This is a genomic window from Paenibacillus sp. MER 99-2 (assembly GCF_023714095.1).
Lineage (GTDB): Bacteria > Bacillota > Bacilli > Paenibacillales > Paenibacillaceae > Paenibacillus.
Genome location: NZ_JAMAUZ010000011.1, coordinates 1 through 17,871 on the forward strand (window position 1 = coordinate 1; position 17,871 = coordinate 17,871).

Annotated in this window: 17 protein-coding genes, 1 rRNA gene and 1 pseudogene; 16 read left to right on the top strand and 3 right to left on the bottom strand. The window is 44.5% G+C overall.

Annotated features, from left to right (window positions below):
• Nucleotides 1–8 precede the first annotated feature (8 nt).
• A 5S ribosomal RNA gene (gene rrf, locus M3636_RS26235) occupies nucleotides 9–125 on the top strand.
• 67 nt (nucleotides 126–192) lie between these two features.
• Here the strand turns inward: rrf and M3636_RS26240 are convergent.
• Nucleotides 193–915, bottom strand: coding sequence for a phosphodiester glycosidase family protein (locus tag M3636_RS26240; RefSeq protein WP_251384491.1), 723 nt, complete (start codon nucleotides 913–915; stop codon nucleotides 193–195).
• Nucleotides 916–1,620: 705 nt separating this feature from the next.
• Here M3636_RS26240 and M3636_RS26245 point away from each other — a divergent pair.
• Both M3636_RS26245 and M3636_RS26250 read left to right on the top strand, forming a co-directional pair.
• Nucleotides 1,621–1,767 (top strand): terminase gpP N-terminus-related DNA-binding protein, encoded by a 147-nt coding sequence (locus M3636_RS26245; RefSeq protein WP_251384550.1) that lies wholly within the window; start codon nucleotides 1,621–1,623, stop codon nucleotides 1,765–1,767.
• A complete protein-coding gene (locus M3636_RS26250; protein WP_128100166.1) occupies nucleotides 1,719–1,934 on the top strand; it encodes a hypothetical protein in 216 nt (71 codons plus the stop codon). Before M3636_RS26245 ends, M3636_RS26250 begins: the two co-directional genes overlap by 49 nt.
• A gap of 455 nt (nucleotides 1,935–2,389) precedes the next feature.
• Here M3636_RS26250 and M3636_RS26255 read toward each other — a convergent pair whose 3' ends face one another.
• Nucleotides 2,390–3,418: a LacI family DNA-binding transcriptional regulator gene (locus tag M3636_RS26255; protein ID WP_145410802.1), complete on the bottom strand. Its 1,029-nt coding sequence runs from the start codon at nucleotides 3,416–3,418 to the stop codon at nucleotides 2,390–2,392.
• Between the two features lie 513 nt (nucleotides 3,419–3,931).
• On the opposite strand from M3636_RS26255, the gene M3636_RS26260 reads away from it, so the two are divergent.
• From M3636_RS26260 to M3636_RS26280, 5 genes are all read left to right on the top strand, one after another.
• The gene (locus tag M3636_RS26260) at nucleotides 3,932–5,275 is read left to right on the top strand and encodes an ABC transporter substrate-binding protein (RefSeq protein ID WP_145410801.1); all 1,344 of its coding nucleotides are present in this window, start codon (nucleotides 3,932–3,934) and stop codon (nucleotides 5,273–5,275) included.
• A gap of 425 nt (nucleotides 5,276–5,700) precedes the next feature.
• On the top strand, nucleotides 5,701–6,594 hold the full coding sequence (locus M3636_RS26265; RefSeq protein ID WP_128100169.1) for a carbohydrate ABC transporter permease: 894 nt from the start codon (nucleotides 5,701–5,703) through the stop codon (nucleotides 6,592–6,594).
• Nucleotides 6,594–7,412: a carbohydrate ABC transporter permease gene (locus M3636_RS26270; RefSeq protein WP_251384492.1), complete on the top strand. Its 819-nt coding sequence runs from the start codon at nucleotides 6,594–6,596 to the stop codon at nucleotides 7,410–7,412. Before M3636_RS26265 ends, M3636_RS26270 begins: the two co-directional genes overlap by 1 nt.
• A gap of 98 nt (nucleotides 7,413–7,510) precedes the next feature.
• Nucleotides 7,511–8,899, top strand: coding sequence for a GH1 family beta-glucosidase (locus M3636_RS26275; RefSeq protein ID WP_251384551.1), 1,389 nt, complete (start codon nucleotides 7,511–7,513; stop codon nucleotides 8,897–8,899).
• Between the two features lie 145 nt (nucleotides 8,900–9,044).
• Nucleotides 9,045–9,401 carry a FlxA-like family protein gene (locus M3636_RS26280; RefSeq protein WP_483311548.1) on the top strand — a complete coding sequence of 119 codons (357 nt, stop codon included), beginning with the start codon at nucleotides 9,045–9,047 and terminating at the stop codon, nucleotides 9,399–9,401.
• Nucleotides 9,402–9,601: 200 nt separating this feature from the next.
• Here M3636_RS26280 and M3636_RS26285 read toward each other — a convergent pair whose 3' ends face one another.
• Nucleotides 9,602–10,960: an MATE family efflux transporter gene (locus M3636_RS26285; RefSeq protein WP_251384494.1), complete on the bottom strand. Its 1,359-nt coding sequence runs from the start codon at nucleotides 10,958–10,960 to the stop codon at nucleotides 9,602–9,604.
• 248 nt (nucleotides 10,961–11,208) lie between these two features.
• Between M3636_RS26285 and M3636_RS26290 the strand changes: the two genes are divergently transcribed.
• From M3636_RS26290 to M3636_RS26325, 8 genes and pseudogenes are all read left to right on the top strand, one after another.
• Nucleotides 11,209–11,790, top strand: coding sequence for an RNA polymerase sigma factor (locus M3636_RS26290; RefSeq protein ID WP_251384495.1), 582 nt, complete (start codon nucleotides 11,209–11,211; stop codon nucleotides 11,788–11,790).
• Nucleotides 11,787–13,139 carry a hypothetical protein gene (locus tag M3636_RS26295; RefSeq protein ID WP_251384496.1) on the top strand — a complete coding sequence of 451 codons (1,353 nt, stop codon included), beginning with the start codon at nucleotides 11,787–11,789 and terminating at the stop codon, nucleotides 13,137–13,139. Before M3636_RS26290 ends, M3636_RS26295 begins: the two co-directional genes overlap by 4 nt.
• Nucleotides 13,140–13,196: 57 nt before the next feature.
• A pseudogene (locus tag M3636_RS26300) lies at nucleotides 13,197–13,655 on the top strand (2-thiouracil desulfurase family protein).
• 440 nt (nucleotides 13,656–14,095) lie between these two features.
• Nucleotides 14,096–14,806, top strand: a complete 711-nt coding sequence (locus M3636_RS26305; protein ID WP_251384497.1) for an NAD(P)H-dependent oxidoreductase — start codon at nucleotides 14,096–14,098, stop codon at nucleotides 14,804–14,806.
• 193 nt (nucleotides 14,807–14,999) lie between these two features.
• Nucleotides 15,000–15,422 (top strand): MarR family winged helix-turn-helix transcriptional regulator, encoded by a 423-nt coding sequence (locus M3636_RS26310; RefSeq protein WP_251384498.1) that lies wholly within the window; start codon nucleotides 15,000–15,002, stop codon nucleotides 15,420–15,422.
• A gap of 165 nt (nucleotides 15,423–15,587) precedes the next feature.
• Nucleotides 15,588–16,169, top strand: a complete 582-nt coding sequence (locus M3636_RS26315; RefSeq protein ID WP_128100180.1) for an NAD(P)H-dependent oxidoreductase — start codon at nucleotides 15,588–15,590, stop codon at nucleotides 16,167–16,169.
• Between the two features lie 108 nt (nucleotides 16,170–16,277).
• On the top strand, nucleotides 16,278–16,589 hold the full coding sequence (locus M3636_RS26320) for an ArsR/SmtB family transcription factor (protein WP_056697254.1): 312 nt from the start codon (nucleotides 16,278–16,280) through the stop codon (nucleotides 16,587–16,589).
• A gap of 155 nt (nucleotides 16,590–16,744) precedes the next feature.
• Complete coding sequence (locus M3636_RS26325) at nucleotides 16,745–17,779, top strand: LLM class flavin-dependent oxidoreductase (RefSeq protein ID WP_056697252.1); 1,035 nt, start codon at nucleotides 16,745–16,747, stop codon at nucleotides 17,777–17,779.
• The last annotated feature ends 92 nt before the right edge of the window (nucleotides 17,780–17,871 follow it).

Consider the following 17,871-nt stretch of genomic DNA (forward strand, 5'->3'; position numbering starts at 1 on the left):
GCTACGCGTTTGGTGGCGATGGCGGAGGGGTTCCACACGTACCCATCCCGAACACGACCGTTAAGCCCTCTAGCGCCGATGGTACTTGGACCGCAGGGTCCTGGGAGAGTAGGACGCCGCCAAGCAACTAAAAAGCACATTCGATTAATTTCGAATGTGCTTTTTTCTTATTTATTATTGTGATCAAAGATTTTAAGGGGTTATTACGCGAATCATGTTGTATACATAACGACTACTATTTACTGGATTACGTTTGGGATTATTGATTTGCATCTGGGTAGAGCCTGATCCATCGAGCATGATGGAATTCACTGCATTCAAACCGAGATCATCCATAATATCTCGCATGAATGGAACACTTCCCTGTCCTGCAATGAGGTAAGCATCATTGTTTTTCCAGGCTAAGATCGTTCTTGGAATGGACAGGTAGTATCCAAGCTCGCCTTTTATAGAGGAACCACCCCAGTTCTCAAGGTTGTAATCGTTGCCCCCAATGACCATCTCCACCGTTGATTTTGGATAATAGGCGTACACCTCATTGAGGTTTTTGACATATAAATGTGTGGCTCTAAGTGAGCCGTTCATATCTTTATAGAAAACAGCTGTTTTACGCGAAATTTCGTTACCACTCACCGAAGTGTTCGAGAGATAGTTCTTTTTCAGCGTTCGACCTTCATAGGTAACGGTCTGATTCTCCTCCCCTTTGACATAGATAATGGAGGAACCTCCGGTTGGAGGGCTGCTGTAGCCTTGAGTTGCTTCGAAGAACCCGCCATTAATGCCCACATGAGATGTTTTGTTCAGTGGCCGAAGCACCGTTTCAGATTTAATGTTACTTAGTGGGGTTTTAATCACGTGCTGCTCCACAATTGCCGCCGGGATGTGTTTCCAAGAATAGTATTCATAGTTTGCCATAATAATTCTCTCCTTTTTCTGTGTTTTTGTCCTTGCATATATAGGGGAATTTAAACAAGGAGTTACAACCCGTTTCTTAAACTTTTTTAGATAATCACTTTTTGAAGCCATATCACATGACCGAGATCCAATGAGTCAGAATGAGTGGCTTTTTTGTGCTGGAACTGAATATTTACAGGTGTGGAACGAAAGCTAAAAAGCCAATCTGAGTAAGCGCAGCTACAAACCTTCTATACGTAGGCTTTAGAAAAATTAGGCTTCACACATAGCACGGAATTCTACCCGCATTATCCAATAAGAACAGGAGAGCATGTGGAAAACAGCGGGAAGAAGGGGACACGCATATGGGAAATGATAGATATATAAATTGATGAAATTACATCATTTTAGCAGAAATAATTGTAAAATAATGATATAATAATAAGAACAAATGTTCTTATTTTAGTTGTAGAATACCTGATTTATTTACCCTATAGGTGTACGAGATAAGAACGAAAAGGAGTGATTATTCCATTGCAAAATGAGCAAACAGTTTTCGAGAGATATAGGAGGGAAATTTATAGAATTGGATGGCGAGTACAGTATAGGGCGAGAAAAATTAAACAGCGGGAGTTGCCTATGTATGATGGTGAGGCCTTCAATCAAAGCTTCACAGTACCGGTGGATGATCGTATTGTCATCGAACAGCTTATTAACACGCTTCCTATGAATGGGAGGGAAATACTGCATAAAATTTATTTCCAAGGGTATACGGAGGCAGAAGTAGCCAGTCACCTGAATATAAGCCAACAGGCGGTGAACAAATGGAAGAGGAAAATGTTGAATCTGTTATCTCAGAAAGTAAGTTCATAGAGCTGTTAGCAGCAACAAGAAATAAAGATCCCCAAGCTACAGTTGAACTGCTCCAATTGTTTAACTCAGACATTCGAAGATTAAGTCAGTTTATCTATTTGCCACCTGAAGATGCAGCATCAGAGATCATCATTGAATTTCTTGAGTTCCTTCACAGCGAGGACTAGACCTGCCTTAGGATTTAGGAGATAAATATAACTCACAATTCAGTATAAAGTCTAAGTGGACTAACCTGAGTGAAAAGAACTTGAGATCCAACTTGATAGAAGATAGAAGAAAAGATCAGAGTGGATAAATTTAAAAACTTAAAACTGAAATTAAACATCTAAAAACCATAACCAAAAATCAAAAACCTCAAAAAAATCAGTGATTGGTGGGGATGAAGGATTGTTAGCATGCTCGTAAAACTTACGTTGTGGAATCGTATAATACCCATAGAAGATCGTAAACGAATTCGCGTTTATGATCTTCTTTTTTGTGATGTGTGAAGATAAGATAATCCGCCTATATGAGCATAGACACAGTTAACCTAGTCAAAGGTTAATATAGTTAACTACTCTCGTTATGAAGCGGAGCGACGTGTGCTAGGAGTGAATTGTATTGTCTCTTCCTAGTGCGTGCACTAACCGTCAATACCAGGAAGCATGACGCCGCAAGATTGGCGTACAACAAGCTCTGGCTCGACTTTGATGCATTGATTATCCATTTGCTTGTTCATCAAGTCAAAAAGAATCATAGCGGCCAGGCGTCCAATCTTGTCAGTATCTTGCTTGACTGTAGTCAGCGGTGGATCTGTGTAGCGGCAAGCTTCAATATCATCACATCCCGCAATGGCAATGTCTTCAGGAATGCGGAGTCCTGCTTCCTTGAAAGCACGCATCGCGCCGAATGCCAGAAGATCTGTGGCTGCAAATACAGCACGAGGCAGCTCGCCATGAGCCAGCATTTCCTTCGCGGCCTGATAGCCATCCTCAGCAGCATAATCCTTGCTGTACACCATCCATTCAGGCTTGGTATCCAGACTAAACTGTTTAAGTGAACGCTTGAAGGCATCCTCACGCTGCTGCATGACGAGTGAAGCACGCTGTAGACCGATAAAGCCAATGTCCCGGTAACCGTTCATATAGAAATGCTCAACGACCTTTGGGGAGATTTTCTCATTGTCTGACATGATGTAACAAGAACCTTGCCCCGTTAATTCAATGTCAATGCCAATGCAGGGAATTGGACTTGCATCCAGGTCGTACACACTACTTTCCACTTCATCACCCGCAATGATGATGCAGCCATCCACTTGAAAATATTTGGATCTAGCTAAATAATCTTCTCCCTGATCAAGAAATTTTTCGTTAGAAAAGAAGAGCAGATCATAACCGAGCAAGCCTATTTGTTTCTTAAATGTGTTAATGACTTGCACGAAGAATGGGTGGCTGAAATCCACATTGAGCTTACCGGCGAATACTACACCAACAAGATTGGATTTCTTGGTAGCCAGTGTTTTGGCAGAGGAGGAAGGACGATACCCGTTCTCATCCATAATTTTAAGTACACGCTGACGGGTCTCTTCGCTAATATCGGAATAGTTATTAATTATTTTGGAGACTGTCGCCACAGAGACGCCGGCTATATTGGCAATCGTTTTGATATTCATTAAACATCCTCCGGCTTCTAAACTGGTTTCGCTAGATTTAGTTGTGTAAGTTTTCACTTTCCTGCCTGTATTTTATGCTACAATGCCAGCTGAGTCAACCGTTACACCTTATAAATAAGGGACAATACTCTATATATGCTTCAGGTTTATGAATATAAATAGCTTTGTTAATCAGAAGAAACGGCAGGGTTCTAGTAGAATTATAGAGTTTTTTTACGAAACAGTAGTGCTTTTATCAGTATTACTATAAGGTTTGTCTGCAAAAAGCAACATGTTAGATGACTGAAGTATATGTAATTTCGTATGTGTTTAGACGGGTTTTCGGGTTTTTTAGTTTGGTGTAACTTGAAGTGATTATTTAAAAAAGTCCTTATTTAACAAGGTTTTTATCTTATTTTTGGAAAAAAATAAAAATCCACTATTTACAAAATATGAAGTCGCATTCATAATGAGTGAGTAATCAACGAAACTGATTTCGTTAACATTATCTCAAAATCATTGGGGGACACAGACATGTTCAGAAAATTTTTAATGATGTCATTTGTAACCGTTTTAATTTTGGTTCTTGCAGCTTGTAGCAATGCAGAGGAGACGGCGGGAGGCTCGTCTACGGAAGGCGGCAAAGAGAAGGTCACGCTTAAGATCATTCACTGGCAGCAAGAGAATATTAACAACTACATCAAGGAGTTCAATAAGAAATTTGAAGAAAAGTATCCTGAGGTAAAGGTTGAATATACGACGGTTCCAGCCGATGCAACGTATGATCAACTGATGCAGACGCGGATGAATGCTGGTGAATCAGGGGATGCGGATATTATCCCGCTGAAATCTAGCTTCGTTGGCGCACCACAGGACTGGTCTCCAGGAGCAGCTGATCCAATGTGGAAGCAATGGATTGATGCTGGGTTAATCGCTGATCTGTCTGACCAAGCATTTGTGAAAAACTACAATGAAGTTGATGTACAGAATGCAATGACGTACAACGACAAGGTGTATGGCGTGAACATGGGTAAGGTGGCATTCACAGGTTTGTTCTACAACAAGGACTTATTCGCTAAATATAACCTTCAAGTTCCAACAACGTGGACTGAGCTTCAAAATGTAATTAAGGTGCTTAAGGATAATGGCGTAGAGCCACTTGGCTTCGCAGGAAAAGATGTATGGCCAATTAACCTTGCGGTACAAGGACTGCAAGCTTCCATTCACGATGATCAATTGAGTTATATCCAGGGATTGTGGACAGGAGAGACTAAACTGACCGATCCAGTACAGATTGAAGTGCTTCAGAAGTCTCAGGATCTGATGAACAGTGCAATGAACGGCTTTATGGGAATTGACTATGGTACACTGCCAACATTGTTTGCGACAGAGCGCGTTGCGATGATTGCTGATGGTACATGGGATGCAACAACGATTCAAACAGCGAATCCTAATCTGAAGTTCGGGTATTTCCCTATTCCAGGTAGTGATGATGCAGCGAAAAACAAAGATTTGGCCGGTAAATATGATATGACTTGGATGGTTGTTGAGAAATCACCGAAGAAGGAATATGCACTGAAGTGGCTTGAGATGTTGTCTGAGAAACAAAACTACACAGACTTTGTCAATGCAGCGGGCTTCCTACCGACTCAACCTGACGTCGCTCTGACTAGTGAATTCATCAAAGAAATTCAGCCATATCTCGACAACTTTAAGCTCTCATGGGATCAGCTATTCATCAACCGTCAAAATGTAGGACAGTACATTGCTGAATCCAGTGTGCACGCAGAGCTGTTGAAGCCAGCAGGACCACTTAACACACCAGAGGAGCTCGCAGCAAAATCCCAGGCAGACTGGGATGCGGCAGCGCCTAAATAAAGTAAATGAAGTATATAAGTTTAACTAAACTTTTTACACGAGAACGGAGAGGACAGAAATAACATGAAGAAGCGGAGCTACAAGTTTTCTGTAAGAAAGCTACTTCGAAAGGATACGCTTCGCCTCAAAGCTTTCTGAAAGAAAGCTGCATCGGAAGCATAAGCTCTCACCGGATTTTCCCTTTGAAGAAGGGAATCAAAAAAATCTGGGGATAACAGCGATCGGAAAGTTATTCTGTCATCGGAGTGGTTAGTGTAAATATTCTTTAATTGAACTTATATTGAACGTTTAATTAGCACATCAGGTACGGTAATTGTGTCGAATGCGCCGGAATAGCGCTCAGGGTCAATACCTTCGGGTGAGCCGGGCTGTTATCCCGGCGTTATTTGAATAGATCGTATCACCAGATGAAAGGTGTGAGTCATATGTATCCCTTTGGAAAAGGAAAAGCTCGCCTTATTCCGTACTTATTTTTGAGTGTCCCCTTATTACTATATATTGTGTTTGGCTTTGGGCCATCAGTTGTCACTGTGCTATTCTCGTTCACCGATGCTACGGGGGTGCGGGGACAGTCCTGGAACTTTATCGGATTAGACAATTATGCAACGTTCTTCGGGGCTTCGAACTCCGGTGATCGGCTGGCAGCGATTGGACGGTCATTGTACTTTGCCTTTGCCGTCGTCATTATCCAAAATGCCGTCGCATTGTTCATGGCCGTGTTAATCAACAAGAAGCTGCGTGGTGACAATCTGTATCGTGCAGTGTTCTTCTTACCTGTCGTGCTTGGGGTAACGGTATCGGGTCTGATCTGGCAGCTTGTTGCCAATCCGCTTGGTGGACCTGCACAGTCTGTATTGAACTTCTTCGGCACGAGTTCGAACTTTTTCGGAGATTATAATATTGCCTTTGAATTAATTATCTTTGTGCAGATCTGGATGTACATGGGCTACTCGATGACGATATTCCTCGCAGGTCTGCAATCGATCCCAAGTGACCTGTACGAAGCAGGATACATGGATGGAGCTTCTGGCTGGAAGGCGTTCAAGAATATTACCTTCCCGATGATTGCACCGGCCTTTACGGTCAATATGTTGCTCTCGATCATCGGTGCACTGCAAACCTTTGACATCATCTACGTACTCACAGGCGGTAAGTTCAACACGACTACACTGGCCTTTGACGTATATGCTACAGCGTTTGGTAGTGGAACGTCGGATTACGGTTTAGCGTCTGCAGTGGCTATGATCCAATTCTTGTTCGTATTTATTATCTCAATGGTGGCCTTGTTCTATCTTCGCAGAAGAGAGGTGGAGATGTAATGAAGCAGAGCAAATGGTCTCGAACGGTCAGCTATATCATCGTACTGCTAATGCTGGCGTTATATATTTTCCCTCTGTTCTATCTATTCAACGTATCGATGAAAACGCAGACGGAATACTTGATTGATCCGGTTGCGCTCGCTCAGAGTTTCCGATTAGAGAATTTTACAGAGGCTTGGACACGGGGGAATTTCTCTCAATATATGTGGAATAGCGTGCTCTATACGGGGCTATCAACGATGTTGACCTTGATTCTATCCATATTCGCGGCGTTTCCGCTGGCAAGAAGATATGTGAAGTTCAGTACGTTCTTGTACGTCTTCTTCCTGATCTCGATGTATCTTCCGAATCCGCTTATCCCGCAATTTTCGTTGATTAATAGTCTAGGACTCTATAACACACAGACCGGCTATATTTTGCTAAAAACGACGGGAACGGGCATTGCCTTCTTGATGTTCGTAGGTTATATCAAATCCGTCTCGCGTGAACTGGATGAAGCGGCAGCTATGGATGGGTGTGGATATACGAGATATCTGTTCACCATTCTGGTTCCACTGATGAAGCCGATTTTGGCTACAGGCGTTATTTTGACAGCCATTGGCGTGTGGAATGACATCATAGGGCCGACGATTTATTTGTCCGATCCGAGTTATCAACCAGTTACCAAGGGGCTGTTCACGTTCTATGGTCAATATATGAACAACTGGCCGTTACTTGCTTGCGGTATTTTGATTGTAACGTTGCCACTCGTGGTTCTATATGTCGTGTTACAGCGCTTTATTGTAGGTGGTGCGATGGCTGGAGCCGTAAAATCGTAATCCTGGTCTCCTCGTTGACCCGAATGAACAGAAGTCGTGTGGTCTGATTTTAGAAAGTGATGTCATTGATGATATACAGTGAAAGGATGACTTGAATGATGAACAAGCATGTACTACCGTTCCCGGCGAATTTCATGTGGGGAACCTCCACGTCCTCCTATCAGATTGAAGGAGCAGCTAATGAAGGTGGGCGTGTACCGTCTGTATGGGATACATTCAGCCGTATACCGGGCAAAGTCGTGGATGGCGATCATGGCGATGTTGCGTGTGACTACTACCATCGATATCCGGAGGATATTGCGCTCATTCAAAAGCTTGGGTTCAAGCACTACCGCTTCTCCATTGCTTGGCCACGCATTATCACTGCACCTGGCGTAATCAACGAGGAAGGGCTGGCGTTCTATGAACGCCTACTAGATGAGATCGAGCAGGCAGGTCTTATTCCAATGGTTACGCTGTACCACTGGGATTTGCCGCAATGGATTGAAGATGAGGGAGGCTGGACGAACCGGGCGGTGTTGGCACATTTCCGCGAATATGCTTCGGTCGTTATGGAGCGTTTCGGATCACGAGTAGGCTGGTGGAATACCATTAATGAGCCTTATTGTGCCTCTATTCTGGGCTATGGTACGGGAGATCATGCACCTGGACACCAGAACTGGTATGAAGCGTTTACGGCAGCACATCACCTCTTGCTCAGTCACGGTATTGCGATGGAGCTTCATCGGGAGAAGGGGTTAACTGGTCAGATCGGTATTACATTGAATATGGAGTACGTTGATCCTGCTTCGGATACTTCGGAAGATGTTGCCGCCGCTGCACGGCGGGATGGCTTCCTGAACCGTTGGTTCGCTGAGCCGATCTTCCATGGAAGGTATCCGCAGGATATGGTGGCATGGTACGGTGATCAGGCGCAAGGGATGGATTTTGTCCACGAGGGGGATCTCGAACGAATTCATCAGCCGGGTGATTTCCTCGGCATCAACTATTATGCACGAAGTGTAATCAAAGCAGCTTTTGACCATAGCTTGTTGCAGGCAGAGCAGGTGCTGTTCACAGAGCCAGTTACCGATATGGGTTGGGAAATCCATCCCGATTCGTTATATCGCTTATTGACGCGGGTTCAGCGTGATTTTACTCAAGGTCTACCGATCCTGATTACCGAGAACGGCGCTGCAATGAAGGATGAGCTGGAACATGGCGCCGTTAAGGATGAGAGCCGGCAGCAGTATATCCAAGATCACCTGGTCGCTTGCCATCGGTTTATTCAGGAAGGCGGACAGTTGCATGGATACTATGTGTGGTCCTTTTTGGACAATTTCGAATGGGCATTTGGTTATAGCAAACGGTTTGGGATCGTCTACGTAGATTACACAACACAAAAGCGTACCCCGAAGGAGAGCGCGAAGTGGATCAGTCAGGTGATTGAAGCAAACGGTCTGGAAATATCCGAAACCGAGGCTCTTTCGAATGTAGAGATTAGGTAAAGTTTGAATGTGTAGGATGAGGTCATTCAGCAACCTTTCAGTTGACTTTAAGGTGTCTTAAAGCCGCAAGAGGTATAGTGAAATCACTATAAGAGGTTGTTCATAAAGTCCGATCTTTATGAACATACACTATAAGAGGAGGCGAATGACCTTGAATATCTCATCCACGACAAGCTCTAGCACATCGTACACATCATCATCTTCAAGCTCTAATAGCACCAGCCAGCTGGAGAAACAAAAGGCAAAACTCGAATCCGAACTGGAGAAGGTTCAATCTAGCAAAGATGATGAGAAGACAAAAGAAACGAAAACCAAGCAGCTAGAGCAGCAGATTAAGCAGATTGAGGCACAGATTAGCCAAAGCGCTCAAAGTAGCGGTTCAACTGGGCAAAAACAAGCACCGCCACCAGAGGCATCTGCCAATCGAATGACAGCCGCTTCGCCGCAACAAATTGCGAATGCCACAACAGACAGCAATGGTAGGTTTGATATTCGAATTTAGAGAGCCTTTCTTGAGGTCATCTAGTGGGTAGCACAGCGTAATACATAGAAACAGGGTACTCCAGTTAGGTGTGGGAGTACCCTGTTTCGTTAAAGTGGCACGGGCAAATGACTATTCAAACCTCTATACAGCGATTGCAAGGTAATTCTGTCATCGAAGCGGTATGTGTAATTTTTCTTAGTTGCACCAATATCGATAGATTAATTGTGGATGCTTAGCTGGCTTAATCGTTCAGCCAATGAACGTTTTCTATAATAGATGGTTATTGAAATGAGAACGAGCAGCTCAGATAGCGGCACAGCCAGCCAGATTCCTGTAATGCCGAAGAACGCAGGAAGCAGTGCAATCAATGCAATCATAATGATCATCTCGCGTGCGGCTGTAATCCAGATCGCCATTTTGGCGTTTCCAATCGATTGAAAGTATGTGCTCATCACAAAGTTAATCCCCATGAAGAGGTAAGCAAACGTAAATATTCTTAAGCCGTAGATCGCATTATCTGTGACAGTCGAGCTGAAATTACCGAAGATTTGCACAAAGTAAGACGCACCGATCTGTACGATGAGCAGTAACAAAACACCGCATATCCCAGCCGTCCATCCCGCCAAACGTACAGCCTGCTTCTCCCGATCTCTCTGCTTCGCACCATGATAATAACTGATGAGAGGCTGAGCAGCCGAAGCGAGCCCCAGAAATGCCAGTAAGACAACCCCGTGAATATAGTTCAATACGGTAAATGATGCGACGCCATCTGTTCCTGCAATTCGTTCGAGTGATACATTGTGGGAAACGGAAAAGACGGACATACCGAGTTCAGCTAGAAAGCTGGGGAACCCGATAAGTGCAATGGCAGACAGCAACTTCCAGTTCCACTTGAAACGAGTGAAGGTGAGATGGTTTGTTTTTTTGAAAAAGTGAGTTAACAGAACAAGTAAAGCCAGGAAAGCCGATATAATCGTCCCCAGAGCTACGCCTCGAACACCCCACTCCAGTATATATAACATCACATAATTGATGACGATATTTGCCACAGCAAAGGTGATCTGTGCGTACATTGACGTATTCGGATTACCATCATTGCGCACAAAAATACTCAGTGCATTTTCTATCGTAAATACAAAGCCAAACAGCAGCATGACATTCATGTAATCCGCAGCATGAGGGAAAGTTTCTGCATTCGCGCCAAGGGCGTAGACCAATGCGTCTTTGAAGCTAAACGCTGTAAGTCCAATCACAAGAGTTGCCAGCAAAATAATAGTGATGGATTTGGAGAAGATCTGTTTGGCCTTCAGGAGATCCTTCTCACCCATATGTGTGGAATACAGTGTGGCACCGCCCATACCGATCCAGAGGGACATCGCAACAAATAACGTATAGACCGGCGAAGCAATTCCGATTCCAGCTAAAGCCGTGGAGCCGAGCTTATGACCTACCATAATGCCATCAATAATAAAGTTGAAGCCAACGACTAACATGCCAAGAATTGAGGGCACAAGATAGCGTATAAAAGCCTGTCTTACAGTTTGTTGCTCAAGCGGGTGAGACCAGTTCGTATTCATGTTGACCTCCGTTAATAAACTGAATGTTCATTCTATATGATGTTATACTGAACGTTCGTTCTGTATAATATCACAGGATGCGATTGTTTAGCAATTTCCTCTGAAAATGTTCTACCTGTGGTAGAGTGTGTGGACACTATTTATTTTAATATCGAAGGCAGCTTGAATTAATGGTGTAAGGAAAAGTTTAGGGAACTGGGGAACCAAACTCCATTGGGCTCAGTCTTATTATGTGAGGTGAACAACAGTTGGACTATCAATTTCTGGCATATGCCCAGACGATCGACAATTACACGTTAAGTCACATGATGGATGACTATGGTAATGATGTGTGGAATTATGTGTACTTTCTGACCAAAAGCACGGAGCTGGCAGATGAGGTGTCGCAGGAAGTATTTATCCGAGCATACTCCGGGATTGCCCATTTTCGCGGGGAAAGCTCATTAAAGACATGGCTACTGACCATCACAAGAAATACGACATTTACATACCGCAAATCGAGATTTTTTCGCAGCAGTTTATGGGGAGAGACCTTATCGATTCAGACAGAACAAGAGTATTCAACAGGCCGGGAAATGATCCCTGAGACGTATGCACATCCATCTGCTGAAGCCGAAGTGCTGAGCAAGGAGCATGTACATGAGATCTGGGATATCGTGATGGCTCTGCCGGATAAATTCAGGGAGATTCTGCTGCTGCATCTCAAGTATGAGCTTCATACCAATGAAATTGCGGAAATGCTGCGGATTAGCATAGGTACGGTGAAGTCTAGGTTGTCACGTGGGAAAGCCAAAGTACAAAAGCAATGGAAGGAGCGAAGCGAATCATGAAACATCCGAATGACGATTGGGAAAAAGAAATCCATAAGGAGCCATTTGCGGAGTCTCCTTTTACAGAGAAACATAAACAGCATGTACTCCGACAGGTGTCTTGGAGCCAGACAACTCCGAAGCAGACGGGTGAGTGTCACCCTCATGGGAGTATACCAAATGATCCTATCAATCCACGCAAACGTCGTCTTCGTTCAGGATCGGTTATCGGTGGAGTCGTGGTTGCCGCGTTAGCTGGTTCATTTATTCTCTGGAATGGGCAGATCGTTGAACCTGTGGTGGAGCGGTTCTATCCTACAGCATCATTGCAATTGTCAGATGATCCTAGCATGAGCCTGCTAACGGACAAAATGAAAAGAACGGTTGCGGTAACGATGAGAGACTACCTTGGCAAGCAATTACAAGTGACCCTCGCGAAGAAGGGTCCAATTACTGGGTGGGTCTACGTCGAGGCAGGGCAGGAGCTAGAAACAGATTATGCTCAGATGTGGCTGGATGGAGAGACAGGAGACTTGGTTGAGCTGAATATGAGAGGTGAGATTCCGGGAGATCGGCTGGAGCATCGATTCGTACGCCAGATTCCAGGGTTATTGGCAGACATCGGCAGTGACAGTAGCATGAAGCCTGTGCGGGTGCTACGGAGCGCCATAATGAAGAAAGGTCAGGCGATGCCCATCATGCATACATCATTAACACTGCAAAAGGATAAGTCCTATGGTGAGATTAGATGGAGGCAGGATCAGGCTATTTACGTCTCGGGAGATTTGACGTTAGATACAGAGCGAGTCACAGCGGAGATGTTGCAGACTGCGCAAGATGCTATCAAGGCACTGTCTGGTGAGTCAGCGTTATCGCTCCGTGAGGTATCCTATGCACGAGACGATGATGAGTCTGAGGAATCGATTAGTTTAACTTTTGGCGATCATTATGGTGTACGAATTACTCAGGGCAAGTCAGGCACTCATTATATGGTGATGGATTATAAGGGGTATACGCCCGAGTTGAAGACAACGGAAGATCACGAGAACTATATTGAGGCATTGTTGGGTGTAGAAGAAGAGATAATCAGACAACATGCAGCACCAATGGTCAAACAAATATTTAATATTGATCTGAATGACTACACATTTTATCGAGATTCTAGCAACCTGGGTATGGCCTCATTCAGACCAGAAGGTAATAAAGACCCAGAAGGCACTACAGATTCAGGAGGTACAACAGATTCAAAATCCACAACAGATTTAGAAGAACCATCGGGAACAAAGGATGAAATTCAGATTCGATACACTCACGATGCACGCATAACGATGATCGAGAGAATCCAGCATGAAGAGAACGGCTCAAGGTAATGGGATATGGTACAATCTTCTTCATAGTTCATGGAACGAGAAGAAGGAGTTAAGAAGATGAGATATTTGGTGAGTTCATGTCTTGCCGGGGTAGCATGTCGATACAACGGTACAGCAAGTTTGGATGAGAGAATTCGGGAGCTTGTGGAACAGGATCAAGCCAAAATGGTCTGTCCATAACTACTGGGTGGTTTCGTTACACCACGAGAGGCCGCGGAGATTATCGGTGGAACGGGTAAAGATGTGCTGAATGGCACAGCTAAGGTTATCGAGAAAGGTGGCAGAGATGTAACGGAACTATACATCAAGGGAGCCTATGAGACGCTCGAATGGGCGAGGAAACTGGAGGTAAGCTGTGTTGTGCTCAAGGAGTACAGTCCGTCATGTGGAACACAGATGATCTATGATGGGAGCTTTGATAATCACAAGGTATCAGGAGAAGGGGTTACGTCGGCACTACTTCGGCAAGAGGGCTTTACGGTAATGTCGGAAAATGAGTTCATGGCGTTGCTGTAGTTCCTCTAGATCCTTAATCGGAGGAGCAAATCGTATAGCTACAACTATACTTACTTTTTTAAACTAAGCAACAATATTGTGCGTACTTTCTATTTGGGAACATTAATACTAGAATAGTACCTAGAGTTCCAAGTCCCAAGATATTGCTATATAAATTGAACTAAACATTTACACGAAAACGGAGAGGATGGAAAGAACATGGAGAAGCGAAGCTAAAAGCTTTCTGTAAGAAAGCTACTTCGAAAGCATACGCTTCGCCTGAAAGCTTTCTACAGAAAGCTACATCAAGAAAGCTACATCGGAAGCATAAGCTTATCCCCGGACTTTCCCTTTGGAAAAGGGAATCAGAAATCTGGAGGTAACAACGATCGAAAGGTTGTTCTGTCATCGGAGTGGCAAGTGTAAATATTCTTTAGTTCAATATATATGGATTAGGGATAATGAACAAAGTAGAGAAAAGGATGTGGATTGTTGTGGAGAATTCAAGCAAAGAAATCATGAAGGAAAACGTATTAAAGGCGTATCACTTCCGTCATGCGACAAAACAGTTTGACGCTACACGTACCATTCCAGCAGAGGATTTTGAATATATTCTAGAGACGGGACGTCTATCTCCAAGCTCTATTGGATTTGAACCGTGGAAGTTTCTGATTGTGCAGAATCCAGCTTTGCGTCAGCGGTTATCCGAGGTGTCCACCGGAGCCCAGAAGCAATTAGCCACGGCAAGTCATTTCATGGTCATTCTGGCTCGAACGGATGCCGGTTATAATTCGCCATATGCGGAGTACATGCTGAAGGAGATCAAAGGCATGCCTGATGATGTATTTGAGTTGACCAGCGCAGCATATGGCAAATTCCAGAATAATCAACGGTTGTTCGAAACTCCGCGTACCTTGTTTGATTGGGCGTCCAAACAAACGTATATCGCACTTGGAAACATGATGACTGCTGCCGCCCTGATCGGAATCGATTCTTGTCCAATTGAAGGTTATGACTATGAGAAGGTGCATCAGATTCTGGAAGATGAAGGATTATTGGAGAATGGAGCATGGAACATCTCGGTGATGGCTGCATTTGGCTATCGTGAAGAAGATCCAGCACGGGAGAAGACGAGAAAGTCACTGGATAACATTACACAATGGATCGAGTAATGCCATAAGACCATCTTTCTAAATAGAATGGCTACATGCTCACATGTATGTATGTGTTGTGTGGCGTGCATCGAGCTTCTGTAGGAACCTGCGAGGGGGTACAGAGGCTCGTTTGTATATGTATTCAGGACATATAAAGGAGTCTGAAAACATTCTATTTGCAAATGCATAGATATCTATGTATAATGAGCTCATGCCAAAATATAATGCAATTGCACTGATCGCAAGAATCAGGGATCACGTTAATAAACGAATCGTACATGAGTTAGAACAGCATGAGGTGACGGGCATTGTCCCTTCTCATGGTGACGTCTTGATGTTTCTCTACCGCGAAGAGGCACTATCCATTAAGATGCTGGCTGAGCGAGTGCAGCGAACCCAACCCACGGTAACTGTGCTGGTGAACAAGCTGGAGAAGCTGGGATATGTCGAGCGGCATAAGGGTGCAGAGGACAGCCGTGTAACGATGATTCGCCTGACAGAGCAAGGGCGGAAGCTGGAACCGGTGTTTAACCAGGTCTCCAAACAGATCAATGAGATGATATACTCGGGTCTGTCCGACGAACAGGCAGAACAACTTGAGCTCCTGTTGTCTAGCATCGTCCGCAAGATGTAATCATTGCGGATGGATGCAAAGTATTTTTTTATGCACAAACATAGATGTCTATGTATATGTGTACATCCATGCACAGAAGCTGTAGATGCGAAGTGGTTGAAGCGAAGTTTTGTAAGCAGGCAGGTTATAGGTAACTATACTCAACTTAAATTGGAGGAATTGTCAATGAAACATCTTATCGTATATGCACATCCACACGAAGGTAGTTTGAATAACGCGATCTTAAACACGGCTGTAGAGGCACTTGAAGCACAAGGGCATGAGGTTGTTGTTCGTGACTTGTACAAACTGGGCTTCCAGCCTGTACTTACTGAAGCAGACACGGCTTCGATGCGTGCAGGACAAACACCGGAGGACATTGCTACAGAGCAGAAGTATGTTGCTGATGCCGAAGCCATTACGTTTATTTATCCGATCTGGTGGACAGGACTTCCAGCGATCCTGAAAGGTTACGTTGACCGTGTGTTCGCTTATGGATTCGCTTATGCAGCAGGTGAAGCCGGTATCGAGAAATTACTGACTGGCAAAAAAGGCCTAATCATCAATACACATGGTACGCCAAGCGAGGTGTACGATCAGATCGGCATGACAGCTGGTTTGAAAGTTACTTCTGATGTAGGAATCTTCGACTTTGTTGGCATCGAAGCTGTGGATCACCTGCTGTTCGGAAGCATTGGTTATCTGGACACCGCGGCTTATGAAGCGATGTTGGAGCAAGTGAAACAGACTGTTAGCACTAAATTTTAAATAATTGCATGACAAGTTGCTTGTATATCAGGCCGATTCGTAATGATACGAGTCGGTCTGTTTGTTCAATCATTTGCAAAACAGCAGAAAGGGGGTATAATCGTACCCATGGAACCTATACTCATATTTAAAGCATTGTCCAACGAGACACGTAGACAGATTTTGTTGTGGCTCAAAAACCCGGAGCAACACTTTTCGCCGCTGGAACTATCCCAGCATCCGGATGGAGGGAAGAATGGCATCTGTGTCGGAACGATTCAGATGAAGGCTGGACTTGCTCAATCTGTCATATCCAGCTACTTACTGACCATGCTCAAAGCCGGATTGCTGCTCTCAGAGCGCAGGGGACAGTGGACATATTATCGCCGCAATGAAGAAATCATTCGTCAATTTGCCGATTATGTGCAGCATGAGTTATAAGCCGTGCGCAAGGACGGAAGCAAGAATGCAACTGCAACGGGTATTCCGTCCGAAGTATACGGCTAATTATGAGTAATCCATATCTTTTTATCGTCTTATTAATCTATATATCTGGATATACAAAAATATAATTCAAAAAGGAGTACATTCTCATCATGACCACTGAACACCAAGCATCATCTCATAAAGAACGGATTACCGACGTTAAGCTATCTATCTTGGATTTGGCTCCAGTCGTGGTAGGATCAACTCCTGCCGACGCTCTTCGTAACAGTTTGGATCTGGCGCAGCATGCGGAACGCTGGGGATACCACCGCTACTGGGTAGCGGAGCATCATAATATGCCAGGCATCGCGTCTTCGGCGACGTCGGTCGTTATTGGGTATCTAGCGAGTGGAACATCAACGATTCGCTTGGGCTCTGGCGGCATTATGCTTCCTAATCATGCTCCACTCGTGATTGCGGAGCAGTTTGGCACGCTGGAATCTCTTTATCCAGGACGGATTGACCTCGGATTAGGACGTGCACCCGGAAGTGATCGCCGCACATCGCTCGCTCTTCGCAAAGACTTGAATAGTGGCGAAGATTTCCCTGAATTGTTAGCAGAGCTGAGAGCTTACTTCGATGCTTCAGCGACTTCATATCATGCTCCCGTTCGAGCAGTGCCAGGGGAAGGGCTGAATATTCCGATTTACTTGCTCGGTTCCAGTGATTTCAGTGCCAGACTAGCAGGACAACTGGGATTGCCGTTTGCTTTTGCCAGCCATTTCTCGCCGGATTACACACGAATTGCCCTGGAAACGTACCGAAACAACTTCCAACCATCCGATCTACTGAAAGAGCCACATGTTATTGTGGGTGTAAATGCGGTGGTTGCTGATACGGACGAAGAAGCCGCATGGTTAGGAACAACGATGCAGCAGCAATTCCTGAACATTATCCGTGGCACGACCGGACTGGTACAGCCGCCAGCGGATATGGAAGGCAAATGGACAGATCGTGAGCGAGCAGGTGTAGAACAGACATTAAAAGCAGCCGTTAATGGTTCTCCTGAAACGGTGCGTGGGCAACTGGAGTCATTTATTGCGCAGACCCAAGCAGATGAACTTATCATCACATCCATGATCTATGATCATCAAGCGCGTCTACATTCGTATGAATTGATCGCCCAACTGGCTGGAAAAGCGTAAAACAATATTAATCATTTAACCTAATATTCCGATTAAAGGCTCGTCTCGTTGGAGGCGAGTCTTTTTTTGGGATTAATTGCAAAAGTGCACTT